Annotated in this window: 17 protein-coding genes; 10 read left to right on the top strand and 7 right to left on the bottom strand. The window is 39.7% G+C overall.

Features of this window, described 5'->3' with window-relative positions:
* Positions 1-16 precede the first annotated feature (16 nt).
* Both NMS_RS11010 and NMS_RS11005 read left to right on the top strand, forming a co-directional pair.
* Positions 17-1,246 (top strand): M48 family metallopeptidase, encoded by a 1,230-nt coding sequence (locus NMS_RS11010; protein ID WP_041496796.1) that lies wholly within the window; start codon positions 17-19, stop codon positions 1,244-1,246.
* Between the two features lie 60 nt (positions 1,247-1,306).
* On the top strand, positions 1,307-2,053 hold the full coding sequence (locus NMS_RS11005) for an alpha/beta hydrolase (RefSeq protein ID WP_052476921.1): 747 nt from the start codon (positions 1,307-1,309) through the stop codon (positions 2,051-2,053).
* 3 nt (positions 2,054-2,056) lie between these two features.
* On the opposite strand, the gene NMS_RS11000 is transcribed toward NMS_RS11005, so the two are convergent.
* Positions 2,057-2,875: a DUF4294 domain-containing protein gene (locus tag NMS_RS11000; protein ID WP_041496795.1), complete on the bottom strand. Its 819-nt coding sequence runs from the start codon at positions 2,873-2,875 to the stop codon at positions 2,057-2,059.
* A 99-nt stretch (positions 2,876-2,974) separates the two neighbouring features.
* Here NMS_RS11000 and NMS_RS10995 point away from each other — a divergent pair, with 99 nt between their 5' ends.
* From NMS_RS10995 to NMS_RS10985, 4 genes are all read left to right on the top strand, one after another.
* On the top strand, positions 2,975-4,084 hold the full coding sequence (locus NMS_RS10995; protein ID WP_041496794.1) for a M42 family metallopeptidase: 1,110 nt from the start codon (positions 2,975-2,977) through the stop codon (positions 4,082-4,084).
* An 89-nt stretch (positions 4,085-4,173) separates the two neighbouring features.
* Positions 4,174-4,422 (top strand): CBU_0592 family membrane protein, encoded by a 249-nt coding sequence (locus NMS_RS13760; protein ID WP_084217705.1) that lies wholly within the window; start codon positions 4,174-4,176, stop codon positions 4,420-4,422.
* A gap of 60 nt (positions 4,423-4,482) precedes the next feature.
* The gene (locus tag NMS_RS10990; RefSeq protein WP_231862387.1) at positions 4,483-5,727 is read left to right on the top strand and encodes an MFS transporter; all 1,245 of its coding nucleotides are present in this window, start codon (positions 4,483-4,485) and stop codon (positions 5,725-5,727) included.
* Between the two features lie 78 nt (positions 5,728-5,805).
* Positions 5,806-7,638, top strand: a complete 1,833-nt coding sequence (locus NMS_RS10985) for an ABC transporter ATP-binding protein (RefSeq protein ID WP_041496792.1) — start codon at positions 5,806-5,808, stop codon at positions 7,636-7,638.
* 122 nt (positions 7,639-7,760) lie between these two features.
* Here the strand turns inward: NMS_RS10985 and NMS_RS10980 are convergent, their stop codons facing one another.
* From NMS_RS10980 to NMS_RS10960, 5 genes are all read right to left on the bottom strand, one after another.
* A complete protein-coding gene (locus NMS_RS10980; protein ID WP_041496791.1) occupies positions 7,761-8,960 on the bottom strand; it encodes a glutamate-5-semialdehyde dehydrogenase in 1,200 nt (399 codons plus the stop codon).
* Positions 8,961-8,995: 35 nt separating this feature from the next.
* The gene (gene proB / locus NMS_RS10975; protein WP_052476919.1) at positions 8,996-9,823 is read right to left on the bottom strand and encodes a glutamate 5-kinase; all 828 of its coding nucleotides are present in this window, start codon (positions 9,821-9,823) and stop codon (positions 8,996-8,998) included.
* 2 nt (positions 9,824-9,825) lie between these two features.
* Entirely contained in the window at positions 9,826-10,626 is an 801-nt protein-coding gene (gene proC / locus NMS_RS10970) for a pyrroline-5-carboxylate reductase (RefSeq protein WP_041496789.1), read from the bottom strand.
* Between the two features lie 264 nt (positions 10,627-10,890).
* The gene (locus NMS_RS10965) at positions 10,891-11,847 is read right to left on the bottom strand and encodes a phosphoribosylaminoimidazolesuccinocarboxamide synthase (protein WP_041496788.1); all 957 of its coding nucleotides are present in this window, start codon (positions 11,845-11,847) and stop codon (positions 10,891-10,893) included.
* 134 nt (positions 11,848-11,981) lie between these two features.
* Positions 11,982-12,932, bottom strand: a complete 951-nt coding sequence (locus NMS_RS10960) for a PhoH family protein (protein ID WP_041496787.1) — start codon at positions 12,930-12,932, stop codon at positions 11,982-11,984.
* 153 nt (positions 12,933-13,085) lie between these two features.
* Between NMS_RS10960 and NMS_RS10955 the strand changes: the two genes are divergently transcribed.
* Genes NMS_RS10955 through gldG form a run of 4 tightly spaced genes read left to right on the top strand, consistent with a single transcriptional unit; the run spans position 13,086 to position 16,622 of the window.
* Positions 13,086-13,922, top strand: coding sequence for an SAM hydrolase/SAM-dependent halogenase family protein (locus tag NMS_RS10955; protein ID WP_041496786.1), 837 nt, complete (start codon positions 13,086-13,088; stop codon positions 13,920-13,922).
* The gene (locus tag NMS_RS10950; protein WP_041496784.1) at positions 13,919-14,215 is read left to right on the top strand and encodes a putative quinol monooxygenase; all 297 of its coding nucleotides are present in this window, start codon (positions 13,919-13,921) and stop codon (positions 14,213-14,215) included. Before NMS_RS10955 ends, NMS_RS10950 begins: the two co-directional genes overlap by 4 nt.
* Complete coding sequence (gldF, locus tag NMS_RS10945) at positions 14,212-14,940, top strand: gliding motility-associated ABC transporter permease subunit GldF (RefSeq protein WP_041496783.1); 729 nt, start codon at positions 14,212-14,214, stop codon at positions 14,938-14,940. The genes NMS_RS10950 and gldF overlap by 4 nt, the downstream gene beginning before the upstream one ends.
* On the top strand, positions 14,940-16,622 hold the full coding sequence (gene gldG / locus NMS_RS10940) for a gliding motility-associated ABC transporter substrate-binding protein GldG (RefSeq protein ID WP_041496782.1): 1,683 nt from the start codon (positions 14,940-14,942) through the stop codon (positions 16,620-16,622). The genes gldF and gldG overlap by 1 nt, the downstream gene beginning before the upstream one ends.
* Here gldG and NMS_RS10935 read toward each other — a convergent pair.
* Positions 16,619-17,191: a PhnA domain-containing protein gene (locus tag NMS_RS10935; protein ID WP_041496780.1), complete on the bottom strand. Its 573-nt coding sequence runs from the start codon at positions 17,189-17,191 to the stop codon at positions 16,619-16,621. The two genes, gldG and NMS_RS10935, sit on opposite strands and share 4 nt — an antisense overlap.
* Positions 17,192-17,273 lie beyond the last annotated feature (82 nt).

Below are 17,273 nucleotides of genomic sequence, written 5' to 3'. Positions count from 1 at the left end.
CTAGTATCTTAGCTCCATGGAATCGCAGACCTTATTTTACATCATTATAGGTATTTTAGTTTTTGACTTTGTTTTAGAACGAGGTTTGAGCTATCTCAATTTCACCTGGTATTCTAAATCAATACCCAGCGAGGTCTCTGATGTTTATGATATAGAAGAATATGAGCGGTCACAAGAGTATAAAAAAACTAATTTCAGATTTGGTCTCATAAGCAGCAGTGTTTCTTTTACAGCAATTCTAATTTTTCTATTCCTAGACGGTTTTGCCATTGTTGACCAGTGGGCAAGATCCATGGTAGATGGGGAAATCCTTGTAGCCATTGTGTTTTTTGCGATTATAGCTATCGCTGGAGAACTGATCTCATTGCCTTTCTCTTACTTTGGAACTTTTGTAATAGAAGAACGTTTTGGATTCAATAAAACTTCGAGAAAAACATTCCTACTGGATAAAATTAAAGGTTGGCTATTGACCGCTATTTTAGGCAGCGGTCTGCTCACGGTGATTATTTTATGCTATCAATGGGCGGGAGATGACTTTTGGTGGTACGTGTGGATGCTAGTTATCGTTATTTCCTTGTTGATGAATATGTTTTACGCACGCTTATTTGTACCCTTATTTAATAAACAAGTCCCACTGCAGGAAGGAGCATTAAAAAACAAAATCAAGACCTATGCAGAAAGCGTAGGTTTTCAATTAGAAAAAATTTATGTGATTGATGGTAGTAAACGATCTACAAAAGCAAATGCATATTTCAGCGGTTTCGGTAGTGAGAAGCGAGTGACATTATATGACACGCTTATTGACAAGCTTACCGAAGAAGAAATTGTTGCAGTACTAGCTCATGAAGTGGGTCATTACAAGAAAATGCATATCATTTATAATTTGCTGGCAAGCACGATCACCACTGGTTTTACCCTATGGCTCTTTTCTTTATTTGTAGATAGCGACTTATTAGCACAGGCATTAGGAGTATCAAATGCTTCCTTTCATATAGGTTTGATTGCATTTGGTTTGTTGTACTCCCCTATTTCTACGGTAACGGGTATTGTAATGAGTTCGCTTTCGCGAAAGTTTGAATACCAGGCAGACCATTACGCAAAAGAAACTTACAAGAGCGCACCACTCATCGCAGCATTAAAAACCTTATCCAAAAGTAGCTTAAGTAATTTAACACCGCACCCAGTCTACGTTTTCTTCAATTATTCGCATCCTAGTCTAAGTCAACGTATTAAGGCAATGAATTAAATACTGTGCATTAAATTTTTAGTAAATTGGTACTACCATTAACCAACCAATTTATTAAGCATGCGATTTTTGAAATATTGTGGTTTGCTGTGGCTTGTTATAGGGTTAGGCATATTCGTGTATGTGTACATCAGTTTTTCACCACAAGGCTTTGATCAGGAGCAGTTACGTGAATCCAAGGCGCTAGCCTTTATGGAGTACGATGGTATGCTTAGTTATACCGCTGTACCTAACAATGATATAGAAATCATTTTTTTACCAGGGGCACTTGTAGATCCAGAAGCCTATGAGCCACTTGCTGCTAGTTTTGCAAGCAAAGGTTACGACTTTAGTATCGTTAAGATGCCATGGCGTATGGCTGATTTAGGATATCAAGAAATCGCAGATAAAGACCTGTTTAAAAATCCCAAAAAGAAAATTGTCATTATGGGGCATTCTAAAGGTGGGAAAATGGCAGCTCAATTTGTAAAAGAATACCCTATTATTCCAGATGCTCTCGTATTATTAGGCACAACACACCCAAGAGATATTGATTTATCCTTGTGCAAAATACCTGTATTGAAAATATCAGGAAGTAGAGATTTTATTGCACCTGTTGTAAAAAGTGAGGCAAACGCCGATAAATTACCACCTCACGCAACGCATGAAATCATCAAGGGTGGAAACCACTCGCAATTTGGGTTTTACGGGAAACAATTTGGTGATGGAAAAGCGACGATTAGTCGTGAAGAACAATTAGATCAAGTGGTACAGATTACTGATAAATTTCTAAATATGTACTTCTTCACTCCATCTATAGCAAATTAATATTTAGTTTTTCCTGCGACGCTCACGTTTTGCCTTTTTCGCTTCCTTCTTTTGCTTTTTCTTTTTGTACTCTTCAATTTTCTGAGCTCGCTCTGCCAGTTTTACTTTATCGTAGTCCTCTGGTAACTTACTTTGAAAAGCTTTCCAATTATTTCTACCAGTGAAATAATCAAATTCGATTGCGGACTCTTGAGGTTCAAGACCTTCTCGTTTGAATTGTTGTTGTAATATATCCTCCACATAGAAATCCTCAACATTTGTAGTAGGTTGATATTCCTCCTTTAATGAAATATCAAATATACTAGCAGTATTATTGAACCAGAAAGCACTCCATCCACTGCGCAAACGGCGTATGAGCTCATAAGCAGTATCCCCAGTTTGACGATGGATCAACTTAATCAATATTTGACCTTCTGTACGTGTGAGTTTCTTAAGCTCCGCAGTAAATTCATCCTCGATGTAATCTTCTACCATTTTAGCATACTTACGCTGGCCGCGAGCATCGGGAATACTGGCCAGACGCTCATCGAGTTCCGTCAGTCGCTCTGCGGCAAGTTTAGCATAAGGCCAGACACGCTTCACTTTACGCTGTAAAATTAGGTAACGTATGCGCTCATAGCGACTGGTGAATTTAAGATCTTGAATTAGTAGAACTTCATCCAACTCTATAGCGCTGACGCTGTCTCCATCTATATAGTAATAGTCAGGTGAAGCCGTTTTAACCGTATCACCTGGAGTTGGTAGTGTAGTTGGTGTAGTTTGCGCTTCCGCGAAAGCGAAAACAAAAACCGAAACAATAACAAATAATACTCTTTTATTCATAACCAAAAACTGCCAAAAAGCGTTCCAAAAATAAGAATACGACAGTTAATCAAACCTTTTCCCGCCGCGATTATTATCTTCACGCTCAAAATAAAACCCATGGCTCAAAAAAGCATACTTACTGATAAATCACTAGCATTTCTAGAAGAATACCTGAACACTGCCTCACCTACAGGCTACGAATGGAACGGTCAAAACGTCTGGATGGATTATTTGAAGCCTTACGTAGATGAATTTATCACGGACGATTATGGAACTGCTGTAGGTGTCATTAATCCTGATGCAAAATATAAGGTCGTCATTGAAGGTCATGCAGACGAGATTTCATGGTATGTCAATTACATCACAGATGATGGGTTAATTTATGTGGTACGCAATGGCGGTAGTGATCATCAAATTGCCCCTTCTAAGCGCGTAAATATCCATACAGCTAAAGGAATCGTCACTGGTGTATTCGGTTGGCCAGCGATTCACACCCGTGATAAGTCAGACGAGAAATCTCCAAAACTGGAAAACATTTTTATAGATGTAGGTGCTGAGAATAAAGAAGGTGTCCTTGAACTAGGCGTTGATGTAGGTTGTGTCATCACTTATCCAGACGAATTCATCGTACTGAATAAGAACAAATTCGTATGCCGCGCTCTCGACAACCGTATGGGAGGCTTCATGATTGCTGAAGTTGCAAGATTGCTTAAGGAGAATAAGAAACAGTTGGATTTTGGTTTGTACGTGACCAACAGTGTTCAAGAAGAAATAGGATTACGCGGAGCGGAAATGATCACACAACGCTTAAAGCCTAATCTAGCGATTGTGACTGATGTTACTCACGACACCACCACTCCAATGATTGACAAAAAAACCAACGGTGACGCGGCTATAGGTAAGGGACCTGTGGTAGCTTATGCCCCAGCTGTTCAGAACAAATTGCGCAATCTAATCATAGATACCGCTACTAAAAATAAAATCCCGTTCCAGCGACGTGCGACAAGTAGGTCTACAGGAACAGATACAGATGCTTTTGCCTACAGCAATGGCGGCGTGCCTAGTGCATTAATTTCCTTACCATTGAGATATATGCATACAACAGTAGAAATGGTGCATAGAGATGATGTGGAAAATGTGATCAAAATGATTTATGAATCTTTACTCGTTTTGAAGGCAGATCAAAGTTTCTCTTATTTCGGTAAAGGAAATGAAAAGTTGATTTAATAGGATTTCTTACGAACTAAACATTTTTAACGCCTGGAAGAATTTCATATAGAAATCTTCTAGGCGTTAGTAGTTTAAACTCAGAGCATATGAATTTGACAGATTGGATAGGAGCTGTTGGGGTATTCTTGATTTTACTTGCTTATTTTTTGAATGTAATAGGTAGAGTCAAAACAGTAAGTTTGACATTTATCTTATTAAACCTTGTAGGAGCTTCTCTCGCTTGCGCCGCCTCTATACTGTTGCGGTATTGGCCATTTATTCTTTTAGAGGCTTGTTGGAGTTTGATTTCCTTAGGCTCCTTGATCAAGTTTATTTTAAAGCCCAAAGAAATCTAGTATTTTTACTTTAAACCTTGTATCATTTCCAAAACTCGCATCAATTGGCTTAACATCACCTTGCTTATACTAGCAGGCGAGGCTGTATTCATATTACCTTTTGTGCTGGCGCGTATTTTTAGGCCCACTTTTCTAGAAGTTTTCCAACTGAGTAATACAGAGTTGGGCGCTTGCTTCTCCACCTACGGTATCGTTGCGTTTTTATCTTATTTATTTGGTGGAACAATTGCCGATAAATACCCGCCTAAATATTTAATAGCCATAGCACTTATCGCCACTGCTGCAGGTGGATTCGTACTGGCAAATGAACCTAACTTTTGGACGCTGCAACTCTTGTATGGGTATTGGGGATTTACTACAATATTTTTATTCTGGGCGGCGATGGTAAAAGCCACGCGTGTGATAGGTGGTAAAAACAGACAAGGACTAGCGTTCGGATTATTAGATGGTGGGCGTGGTTTAGTAGCTGCGGGATTCGGTTCAGTTGGGATTTTAATTTTTTCATTTTTTATAAATGCAGATGCGCTGGATGCGACAGCAAATCAACAGGACGCATTCCAACAAGTGATTTATGCGTGTTCCAGCATTGTAGCCTTGATAGGTGTATTAATAGTGGTATTCTTAAAACCAGCAGCAGATCAGAAAGCCATACAAGTCGACCACTGGCGTGACTTATTAAAAAACTTCAGTACTGTCATCAAAATAAAAACGGTCTGGCTACTCATGATTATCATCTTATGTGCTTACGTGGGATATAAAATAACAGATATCTTCTCGCTTTACGCAAGCAAGGTGATGGGCTATGACGAGGTTAAATCTGCCAAAGTAGGCACTTACCTCCTCTACATCAGGCCTTTTGTAGGTGTAGGCGTTGGACTGCTGGCTGATAGAACTAAAACCTCCCTACTCATGATCATTGGCTTTATGTTGTCGTTCGTTGGCTGTTTATTCTTTGCTAGCGGTATTATAGATGGCTCTTGGGAGTCCTTATTTCTTCTTTCCTTACTGATTATTGCTACAGGCGTCTACGCCTTCCGTACATTATATTTTGCAGCCTTGCAAGAGGGCCATATTCCGCTAATTGCTACGGGAACTGCGGTTGGTTTGATTTCTCTAGTCGGGTATACTCCAGATATTTTTATGGGTCCTGCTATTGGTATACTGCTGGATGGTTCCCCTGGTGAATTGGGTCATCAACACGTTTTTATGATGTGTGCTGGATTCATGCTCGTAGGTTTAGCGGCTGCGATTGGATTTTATCGAGTGACAAAGAAGCCTGTGGTTGTGCTGGAAAATGGTTTGTAGTTCGCTTTCGCGAAAGCGAATTCATTTAAAATCACATTGCATTACCTGAGTCGTTTCTTGTAAAGTATCTTTGTAAACATGGCAAGACCCCAATTACAATCCATAACCGAAAAGAAAAAAACCTCCGTATTTTCTCTCAGTTCCTTATCTGCAATCCCGCGATTTTTCAAGGAAATATGGAGGGTAAGTCCTAAGTTATTTGCACTCAATAGCCTGGCGCGATTGCTTACTGCCTTATCGCCAGTAGTGACATTGTGGATCGGAAAAATAATTATTGACGAGATTATTTTACAGATCTCGCTGGATGATCAAGACCTTACTAGGCTTTGGACTTATGTAGGAATCGAACTGGGTGTGGTGGTATTAACAGAACTTCTCAACCGTTTAGTCACGTTGACTGATGGATTGATAGGTGACCTCTACTCCAATGCCTCTTCAGAAAAAATTATTCGTAAAACCAATGAGTTGACGCTAGAGCAACTGGAAGACCCAGATTTTTATGACAAGTTAGAGCGTGCCAGACAACAAACCAACGGGCGTGTGAATTTGATGAGTGATGCGTTGAGTCAAGTGCAGGGCGTTATAGGTATTATCGCTCTAGTAGCGGCTTTGATCTATTTTGAGCCCTGGTTGATAGTCCTTTTAGTACTAAGCATCATACCATCTTTTATCAGTGAGGCAAAGTACAGTTCCCACCGTTATTCCCTAGCACGCAGCTGGACATCAGAACGTCGAGAGCTGGATTACTTGAGATTTGTGGGTGCTAATAATACCACTGCCAAAGAAGTAAAGCTTTTTGGGCTGACAGATTATATCGCGTTTAGATTTAAGAATCTATCACATAGTTATTATTTGATTAATAAAAACTTATCGTTGCGACAAAGTAATTATGGATCGCTTTTTAACATACTAGGAACGCTGTCTTATTACGGCGCTTATGTCTTTATCATTTTTAAAGTGATAGCTGGCGTGCTTACCATTGGTGAATTGACCTTTCTTTCTGGATCTTTTAACCGCTTGAGAAACAACCTGCAGCAGTTCTTTTCCAGATTTACGCGTATCTCTGAAAGCGCCCTTTACTTAAGAGATTATTTTGATTTCTTGGATATTCCGCTAGAAAATGAAACCGCAGACCCTGTTCCCTTACCAGACAAAATCCAACAAGGTTTCAATTTAGTGAACGTGAGGTTTAATTATCCGGGAAGTGATACTCCTGTTTTAGTAGGTGTGAATTTTAAGATTAAAGCAGGTGAAAAAATTGCTTTTGTAGGTCAAAATGGCGCTGGTAAAACCACATTGATCAAGTTGATATTGCGATTCTACGAGCCTACTAGTGGCGAGATCTTACTAGATGGGATCAACATCAATAAATTTTCTAAAGAAGAATACAGAGCTCGATTTGGTGTCATTTTCCAGGATTTCTTCAAGTATGAATTCCGTTTAAGGGAAAATATCGCGGTAGGAAATATTGCGCAGATTGAGAATGACCAAATGATTACAGATGCCGCTGAGCGAAGTCTTGCCAGTCAAGTAATTGCCGAAATGACCGATGGTATTGATCAACAATTAGGTCGCCGATTTGCTAAAGGTCAAGAACTAAGTGGTGGACAATGGCAAAAAGTGGCACTTGCTAGAGCCTACATGAAAGATGCAGACATTATGGTACTAGATGAACCCACCAGTGCTCTTGATGCACAAGCTGAGTATGACGTTTTTGAACGATTCATAGCCCTTACTGAGGGTAAAACCAGCATCATCATTTCTCACCGTTTCTCTACCGTTCGAATGGCAGATCGCATTCTAGTATTACAAGACGGAAAAATTGCTGAAATTGGAACGCATCAAGAATTAATGGATCACGATGATCTGTACGCAAGACTTTTCAATTTGCAGGCAGCTGGATATCAATAGATAATTTGTTATTAGTAAGAAGTTTGTCGTTTATTTCGCTTTCGCGAAAGCGAACTACTTTTCACAAAAAAACAGCCCAGAACTAAGTCTAGGCTGTTTGGATTTTAAAATAGAATTACTCACTATTCACGGATCTGTCCGGTTCCAGACACGTAATATTTATTAGTTACCAATTGTTTTAAGCCCAATGGACCGCGGTGATGCAATTTATCAGTGCTTATGGCGAGCTCTGCCCCTACGCCCATTTGACCTCCATCTGTAAATCGAGTGGACGCATTGTGATAAACGGCAGCACTATCGACTTGCTCCATGAAAACTCCTGCATCGTCTAAGTTCTCAGTAAGGATGATATTAGAGTGCCCACCAGAATATTTATTGATGTGATCGATAGCATCATCTAATCCATCCACCATTCCAATTGCTGCTTTTTTGGCAAGAAACTCTTCAAACCAAACGCTTTCATTTTCAATAAGTTGAGTAGTTTCCAGATGACCTATCACTTCCTGACTAGCGACGATTTCTACCTTCTTATCAGTCAATGCTTTTTCAATTTTTCGACTTACAGCTTTCAAATCTGGATGATTAGCATCGATATAAATTTTATCTAAAGCGTTACACCCAGAGATTTTATCCGTTTTAGCATTCACTAGTACGGGAATCACTTTCTCTATATCAGCATCTGGAGCGACATAGGCAAAGTTGTTACCACGCCCACTTACCAATACCGCACATTTAGCATGTTGCTTTACAAATTCAATTAAACGCTCTCCACCTCTTGGCACAATTAAATCTAGTGGTTGATCTGGATTCCTCAAAAACTCTTGGGTGGCAGCGCGATCCATTTTTAGGTACTGAATCCAGTCGGTAGACAATCCATTGTCTTTTAATGCTTGATGCCAGCATTTTACAAGCTCTTCATTGCTTTCATGTGCTTCTTTACCTCCTTTAAGCAGAATTTTATTATTGGCTTTAAAGGCCAAAACTGCTGCTTCTATTGTCACATCAGGTCTTGATTCATAAATGATCATGATAGTACCGAATGGTGCTGTTTTATTAGTGATTTTAAGACCGTTATCCAGCGTGTCGTCAGTAATGACCTTTCCTACTGGATCTGGCTGATCTTTCACTTCACGTACCGCTCTTATCATGTCATCGACTTTATTTGAATCAACAATGAGACGATCATAAAGTGCTTGATCATCGCCACTAAAAGCGTTAAGATCTTTCTTATTAGCCTCGATGATATTGTCCTTGCGTTGCGCAAGTTGATCCATCATGGATTGTAATACGTTATTTTTAGTTACTTCATTTAATAATTTCATTCTTGTATTTTAGTTTTTGAAAATCTGTGGTGCTCTTAAGCGTCCTTGTTTTCCATTTCATTATTCACATGGTGAATACGTGTTCCTACTTCTTTACCATTGACAATATCGATGATGCAATCATCACGTTTACCGTTAGCAATAAAAGTGGGTATGTTTTTAGCTGCGGTTTGTTTAGCAACATTTATTTTAGATTTCATTCCGCCGCGACCTTCACCTTCTTTTTTATTGGAAGATTGTATGAATTGCTCGACAGCTTGATCAGTAGTTACTGATTTTATCACTCTTGAGTCCTTATCTGCTGGGTTTCCATCATAGACCCCATCGATATCTGTCAGTAATATGAGCATATCTGCATGAATCAATTCTGCGACGAGACTTGCTAATTCATCATTATCTGTAAACATGGACATAGATAGAGATACTGCATCATCTTCATTAGCAATGGGGACGATACCTTGACTTAACAAGCCTTCATAACAATTGATCATGTTCTCCCGATGCTTCCCTTCATCAAAATCTCGTTTTGTGGCAAGAACTTGTGCACAACGCATTCCATAATCATGAAATATACTGTAGTAATGGCGCATCATACGAGGTTGACCCACGGCTGAATAAACTTGTCTTCTTATAGTGATATCTTCAATATCATTGTCATCCAGTACTTCCATACCTGCGATCACAGACCCAGAAGAAATGAGAATCGTAATTATATCCTCTTCGTACAATCGAGCGATTTGATCTACCAGTTTTTTAAGAATGGGTCTAACGATGCGATTGTCTTTATTGACCATCACATTAGTTCCCACTTTTACAACAACTCTCTTTTTATGTCTGTTTCTAGATTGTTTAATATCTATCATATTTATTTTCCAAGTTCTACAGCACGATTGAAAGCTGCATATGCTGCCTCTTCAATCTTTTCCTTTACATTATTGTCATCCATAGAGTCTAGAGCAGCTCTAGTGGTTCCACCCTTAGAAGCTACCCGATTCATCCAAGATTTTGGGCTTAAATCTGATTGGTTAAAAAGTTCTACTGCCCCTTCAAAGGTCTGGCTTACTAGTACTTTAGAATCATGGTCTGAAAAGCCCATTTTTTTTGCAGCATCCATCATGGACTGCATAAAATAAAATACATATGCTGGACCACTACCTGAAATACCAGTAGAAGCATCAATATCATTCTCTGTATCTAAATACACAGATTTCCCGGTAGTATTCAACAAGTTTTGAACTGTGGAAAGCTCCAGTCTTGAAACCTCTTCAGATGCTGTAAATGATGTGAGCCCTTTACCCACTTGGGCTGGGAGATTAGGCATCGCTCTAACTACTTTACGAATGCCTAAACCGTCTTGTATGGTTTTAATGGTAACGCCTGCCATGATTGACACGATAACTTGGTCTTTCTTGGTCATCGGTTTTAGCTCTTGGAGTAAATCGCCAGAGTGGTATGGTTTAACAGCTATGAAAACGATGTCTGCGAGTGGCAAACATTCATTTAAGTCTGTGTACACATCAAAACGACTGATTTTTTTAAGCTCTAAAGTTTTTTCAGGGCTCGTATCTGAGATCATCAGATTTTCCTTACTTAGGTATTCAGATTTTACAAGAGCCTTGGCATACGCCAGTCCCATATTTCCTGCTCCTATTACAAGTACTTTCATTTGGTAACTTAATTTAGTTTCTAGTTACCTAACCAGGTGCAAGCTTCATGCGATGGAGCCTCTTAGAGAAAGTATTTCACTATAATGATAAAACTCCTTGTTAACCCACTGTTTTACAGTAGTTAACAGACTTATTAGTATGGTGCTTTAAAAAATAGCATCACTGCCAGATCGGCACATATGCTGCTAGATAGTCACGTATTGCAGAAAAAATAGTGTTTTACGTCAATTGAGAACATTATTAAGATTTGAAATTGCCCTGTTTTATCGAGTCAACCAACCTTCTATATTTTGTTCAATACGATCTAAAATGTTGTTGGTGTCTGCCTTTTCAAATTCCTCTCCCGTGATTTGCTCGTAGAGTTCTATATAGCGTTCACTTACAGAAAGGATGTATTCATCTGTCATTTCAGGAACGGTTTGACCTTCCAACCCTTGAAAATTATTAGAAATAAGCCATTGTCTAACAAATTCTTTGCTCAACTGTTTTTGAGCTTCTCCTTTTTGCTGGCGTTCCTCGTAGCCATCTGCATAAAAATATCTGGAGGAATCTGGAGTATGAATTTCGTCGATCAAAACTATAGTACCATTTGCCGTTTTTCCGAATTCGTATTTAGTATCGACAAGAATGAGCCCGCGAGCTGCAGCCAGTTGAGTTCCTCGTTCAAAAAGCGCTCGTGTATATTTTTCTAGAACTTCATAATCTTCTTTTGAAACTATACCACGAGCTAGAATATTCTCTCTAGAGATATCCTCATCGTGATCTCCCATTTCCGCTTTAGTAGCAGGTGTGATGATTGGTGTTGGAAACTTATCATTTTCTTTCATCCCTTCTGGTATGGAAACACCGCATAATTCTCGTTTTCCTGCTTTGTATTCTCTCGCTGCATGTCCACTCATATACCCGCGTATCACCATTTCTACTTTGAATGGTTCGCAATTATGCCCTATCGCAACGTTAGGATCTGGAGTTGCGATCAACCAATTGGGCACTATATCTTCAGTAGCTGCCATCATTTTAGTAGCTATTTGATTTAAGATTTGACCTTTAAAAGGAATCCCTCGTGGCATCACCACATCAAAAGCACTCAAACGGTCACTAGCAATCATCACTAATACATCATTTTCTAAACCGTACACCTCGCGTACTTTACCTTTGTATACGGACTGTTGTCCGGGAAAATTGAAGTTGGTATCTGTGATCGTATCAAAAAGGAACATATAGGGAATTTAAAACTTCGGCAAAGGTCAGAAATCCTAAGTGTAACTTGACCTGTGGGTTGCTATTTTATTAACTAGTTATTTACTTTTTTGAATAGGGTATTCGCTTTCGCGAAAGCGAACTTGAACCATCACTAATTGCGGTTTTCAATTTCTTTATACGCAGCGATTACCTTCTTAACCAATCGGTGGCGCACTACATCACTATCGTCTAGATACATCATGCCAACACCTTCTACATCTTTTAATATCAAAAGAGCTTCTTTGAGACCAGAAATGGTGCGTCGTGGCAAGTCGATTTGTCCAGGATCTCCCGTGATAAAGAATTTTGCATCTTTCCCCATGCGGGTCAAAAACATCTTCATTTGAGCATGTGTAGTGTTTTGCGACTCATCAAGAATCACATAAGCCTGATCGAGCGTGCGACCACGCATAAATGCTAAAGGAGCGATTTGTATCGTTCCTTTTTCAATGTAGCTTGCGAGCCTTTCTGCAGGAACCATGTCGCGCAAGGCATCATAAATAGGCTGCATGTAAGGATCCAGTTTCTCTTTCAAATCGCCTGGTAAAAATCCTAGGTTCTCCCCTGCTTCCACCGCCGGTCTAGTAATAATAATTCGTTTAACCTCTCTGTTTTTTAACGCCTGCACGGCTAGCGCCACTCCTATATAAGTTTTTCCTGTACCTGCAGGGCCGATCGCAAATACCATATCGTTTTGCTTACACAAGCTTACCAACTTGCGCTGATTAGGCGTTTTAGGCCGAATCAATGCGCCATTATTACCATGAACTAGCACATCACTAGTTCCTTTAGATTCATAATTTTCCGTCTCGTTTGCAGTAAGTAAACGCTCGATGGTATTTTCATCCAGCTTATTATACTTAGTGAAGTGATTCAGGAGCATTTCCAGTCGCTTATCAAATTCCTGCAGTTGTTCTTCATCACCATAGACTTTCATAACAGATCCTCTAGCTACAATCTTGAGCTTGGGATAGTGTTGTTTGAGGAAGGTGAGATTTTTGTTTTTCACCCCAAAAAATTCTCTAGGGTTGGCGTCGGCAAGGTCGATAACAAGTTCGTTCAAAAGCGGTAAATTAAGTGACGTGTTACGTCTATTATTTTTTTAGTTTTGTTGGGAGTGCCCATGGGCTTATGAAAATAGTAAAAACTATCTTCAACCGTTCAAGTGCCACTCACTTTTAATGCTGAATTTAATCAACAACTGCACCGTCTTTTTATGCCCTTAATTACTTTGACTACTGATTTTGGCTGGAAAGACCCCTATGTAGGCGCAGTTAAAGGAGCGATCTATAAAGAATTGGAAACGGTAAACATTGTGGATATCTCACATGATGTGTCCCCTTTTCATATTGCAGAGGCTGCTTACATCATTCAAAATGCTTATGCTTCTTTCCCAGAGGGAACTATTCACATTATAGGGGTTGATGCCGAGCATACTCCAGAGAACAAGCATGTAGCCATACTATTAAATGGTCATTACTTTATCTGTGCAGACAATGGTGTTTTGTGTTTGATCATGAGCAAACTGAAGGCTGAAAAGATGGTTGAGATCAATATTCATGATCGCATCTCATCAAATTTTACCACGCTAGACGTATTTGTGAGCACTGCATGTCACATTGCTCGTGGCGGGACTCTTGAGGTTATAGGGAGACCTATAGAATCTTTGAGATCCATTACTGGCATTCATCCAATTGTTTCAGAAAGCCAGAGTTATATCAATGGTCAAGTGATTTACATAGATAATTATGGGAATAGCGTGACTAACATTAGCCGGGAACTATTCCATCAAGTAGGTCGTGGGAGGAAATTTGTTTTATCCACAAGAAGTGAGAAGTTGAAGGCAATCTATGATAGATATTCTGACATTGTTAATTTTGAAGTAGAGCCTAACAAACGCGATGTGGATGGTAAGGGAATGGTGGTATTCAACAGTTCCGGGCTTATCGAAATTGCAACATATCGATCTAATCCTATGACGGTGGGTAGTGCTAGTACATTATTCGGGTTACAAATTGATGCTCCAGTAATTATTAACTTTGAGAACTCATGATTGTCCGTATCGTACAAATGCATTTTCACGCCCATCTGGTAGCCGACTTTGAAACCATGTTTGAAGAAATCAAAGAAAACATACGCGAGCAGCCAGGGTGCCAACTACTGGAGTTGTATCAAGGCGCGGATGATGCACAGACCTTTTTTACCTACAGCTATTGGGAATCTGAAGCTGATTTAAATAATTACCGACACTCCACGTTATTTAAAGAAATATGGCCTAAAACCAAGGCTTTATTTGATCGCAAACCTATCGCTCATACAGTGAATAAAATCCATAGCCTGAAATGAAAGCCATATATTTAAAGGAATTACGTGGATTTTTCTGTAGCCTAAGCGGCTATTTGGTCATCTGCATATTTCTTTTAATCAGCAGTTTGTTTGTTTTCGTCTTTGACGGTGAGTTTAATGTTCTGAATTACGGTTTTGCAGACTTGACGCCATTTTTCCTATTGATTCCATGGTTGTTTATGTTTTTGATTCCGGCGATTTGTATGCGCAGCTTTACAGTAGAACGGGATTTAGGTACCTTAGAAATTCTCTTGACACGACCTATTTCCATTCGTAGTTTGATAGGCGGAAAGTTCTTAGCTGCATTAAGCCTTATTTTTATAGCACTGATTCCCACATTGATATATGTCATCACCATTGGTGAACTGGGAACTTCTAGTTACAACATTGACTTAGGCAGTACGCTAGGTAGTTATTTAGGCACTTTGTTATTAGCATTAGGCTATACTTCTATTTCTATATTCTGCTCGACCATAACTAGTAATCAGATCGTGGCGTTTTTAGCAGCGGCAGTCCTGTGTTTCGCCATTTATTTCGGGTTTGAAGGTGCTGCAGGTTATGTATCTAGCGACACCTTATTGCCCTCTTTTGGGATGAAGTTTCATTATGAAAGTATGGCTCGAGGCGTTTTAGACACTAGAGATGTGATTTACTTTGTTAGTGTAGCGGTATTCTTTTTCGCTTTAAGCGAAATTTCACTCAAAACAAGCTTAAGTAAGAAGTGATGGGGAACAGTGTAAGAAATATTGTCCTGTGGATCGTTGCGCTTGTCGCGCTCAATTTCCTGTCCAGTCGTTACCATCATCGATTTGACTTGACTGAAGATGGGCGTTACACTATTTCTAAAGAAACGAAGAGTTTGCTGGATGAAGCACCTATGGATATCTATGTAGATGTTTTTCTAGATGGAGAATTACCTGCTGAATTCCTGAAGTTGAAACAAGAAACCCGTCAATTATTGGAAGAACTGGCTTCAATTCATCCCAACTTGAAATATGAGTTTCTAAATCCCTTAGAGGATTTGAATCAGGAAGAATCAAATCAAGTCATTCAAAGACTGGCTGCGGAAGGTGTGCAACCTGCCATGGCAACCATCATGGAGAAAGGAAAGCAGACTAATGTGACTGTGATTCCCTATGCAATTATTGCATATGACGGCAAACGCACTGCGATTCCCTTACTCAAAAAAGTAGCTCGTTCCACTACTGAGGAGCGTGTCAATGCCTCGATACAGCAGTTGGAATACCAGCTGGCAGATGGACTGCGTAAAGTTTCAAAATCCAAAGACAAAAAAATAGCTGTACTGCGCGATAGCGGTGAGTTAACTGATCTACAACTTGCAGACTTCATCGGGTCGCTTCAGGCATATTATCGTGTGGCACCATTTGGGATTGAGTTTGTTACTAAAAGTGATAGCATTACACCTGTACAAGTACTCCAAGAGTTAAAAAATTACGATCTAGTCATTGAGGCGAAGCCGACAGTGGCATTATCTGAGACAAAGAAATTTATTCTAGACCAGTACCTCATGAATGGTGGCCAATTGCTCATGGCAATAGACCCTATAATCATGGAAAATGACAGTCTTGCTAACCCTGAAGCAATAGCCTATGCATTACCTAGAGATTTAAAACTAGACGACATGCTTTTCCGTTATGGGATGCGACTCAATCGTGGTTTAATCAAAGATATACAGAGTGGCGCACTAGCTCTTGCTACTGGGGAAGGTCGAAATACGCAATATGAAGCATTTCAATGGCCGTATTACCCGCTGGCTAGTGGTGATAGCAGCAATACCATTACCCGCAATCTGGAAGATGTAAAGTTTGAGTATACCGGGAGTCTAGATACCTTGAAGACAGCGACCAAAAAGAAAATTTTGCTCGCCTCCAGTAAAGAAACCCAACAGGTCACCCTACCAGCTGCTTTATCATTATCAGAAATTGACGTGGATATTGACCCAGCGCTCTATAGGTCTGGATCTAAACCTTTAGCTGCTATGGCTGAAGGTCAATTTATCAGCGCCTACAAGAACAGAGTGAAACCTTTTGATTTACCTAATGCTCTAGAGGAAAGTCAGCCCACAGCCCTATTTCTATCTGCCGATGGTGATATTATGAAAAATCAGGTGGATCGTGGTCAACCACAAGATTTAGGCTACGACATGCGTACGGGTCAATTTTATGGCAATAAAGAGTTTTTAATGAATGTAGTCAACTACATGCTCGCCGATGATAATTTGATGGAACTGCGTAATAAGAATGTAAAGGTGCCCTTCCTAGATATCAAGCGTAGTTATGACAACCGCACCTATTGGCAAGCTGTTAACATTCTTGTACCATTGATGCTCATTCTAGGAGCTGGTTTCTTGTTTTTGTGGATGCGTAAAAGAAAGTACGCTTACTAAGTTTTCTTTACGTATTGCGTTAAAATGACGATATGCTGACCGTTAGCACGACCCTCAATTTGATCTGCATTGTCGTGTACTAGTGAAATATTACGAACCGCGGTACCTCGCTTTGCTACAAAGTTTGCTCCTTTTACGTCAAGATCTTTGATTAAAACAATATTGTCACCCTTGCTCAATATATGACCGTTGGCGTCCCTATGAATAATCTGTGGACCTCTCTGGATTCCTGCCTCTGCCCAGGTTTTAGTCTCCTCTTCTAAGTACATCATTTCTAGAAGATCTGCTGGCCAGCCTTCGCTCTTTAATTGGTTGAGCATACGGTATGCAATAACTTGTACAGCAGGCGTTTGATTCCACATTGAATCATTTAAACATCGCCAGTGATTTGGTTCCACTTGATCTTCATCTGTAAGTTGATTGACACAGGTGGAACAAGCTAAGACGCTGGTATCTTTGACATCAGTTGGTGAATCTGGCACTTCATAAATCATTAAAGATTCTTTGGAACCACATAGCTCACAGCTGTTATTTGATCGTTCTTCGAGTTCTTTTTGCAATTCTGACATGAGGTAAGATTAAAATGCAAAGGTAGTTAGTTCAGTTGAGGGAGAGTTCGCTTTCGCGAAAGCGAACTTCTATACTTTGACC

This window comes from Nonlabens marinus S1-08 (assembly GCF_000831385.1).
Lineage (GTDB): Bacteria > Bacteroidota > Bacteroidia > Flavobacteriales > Flavobacteriaceae > Nonlabens > Nonlabens marinus.
This window is presented reverse-complemented; position numbering and strand designations above follow the sequence as displayed.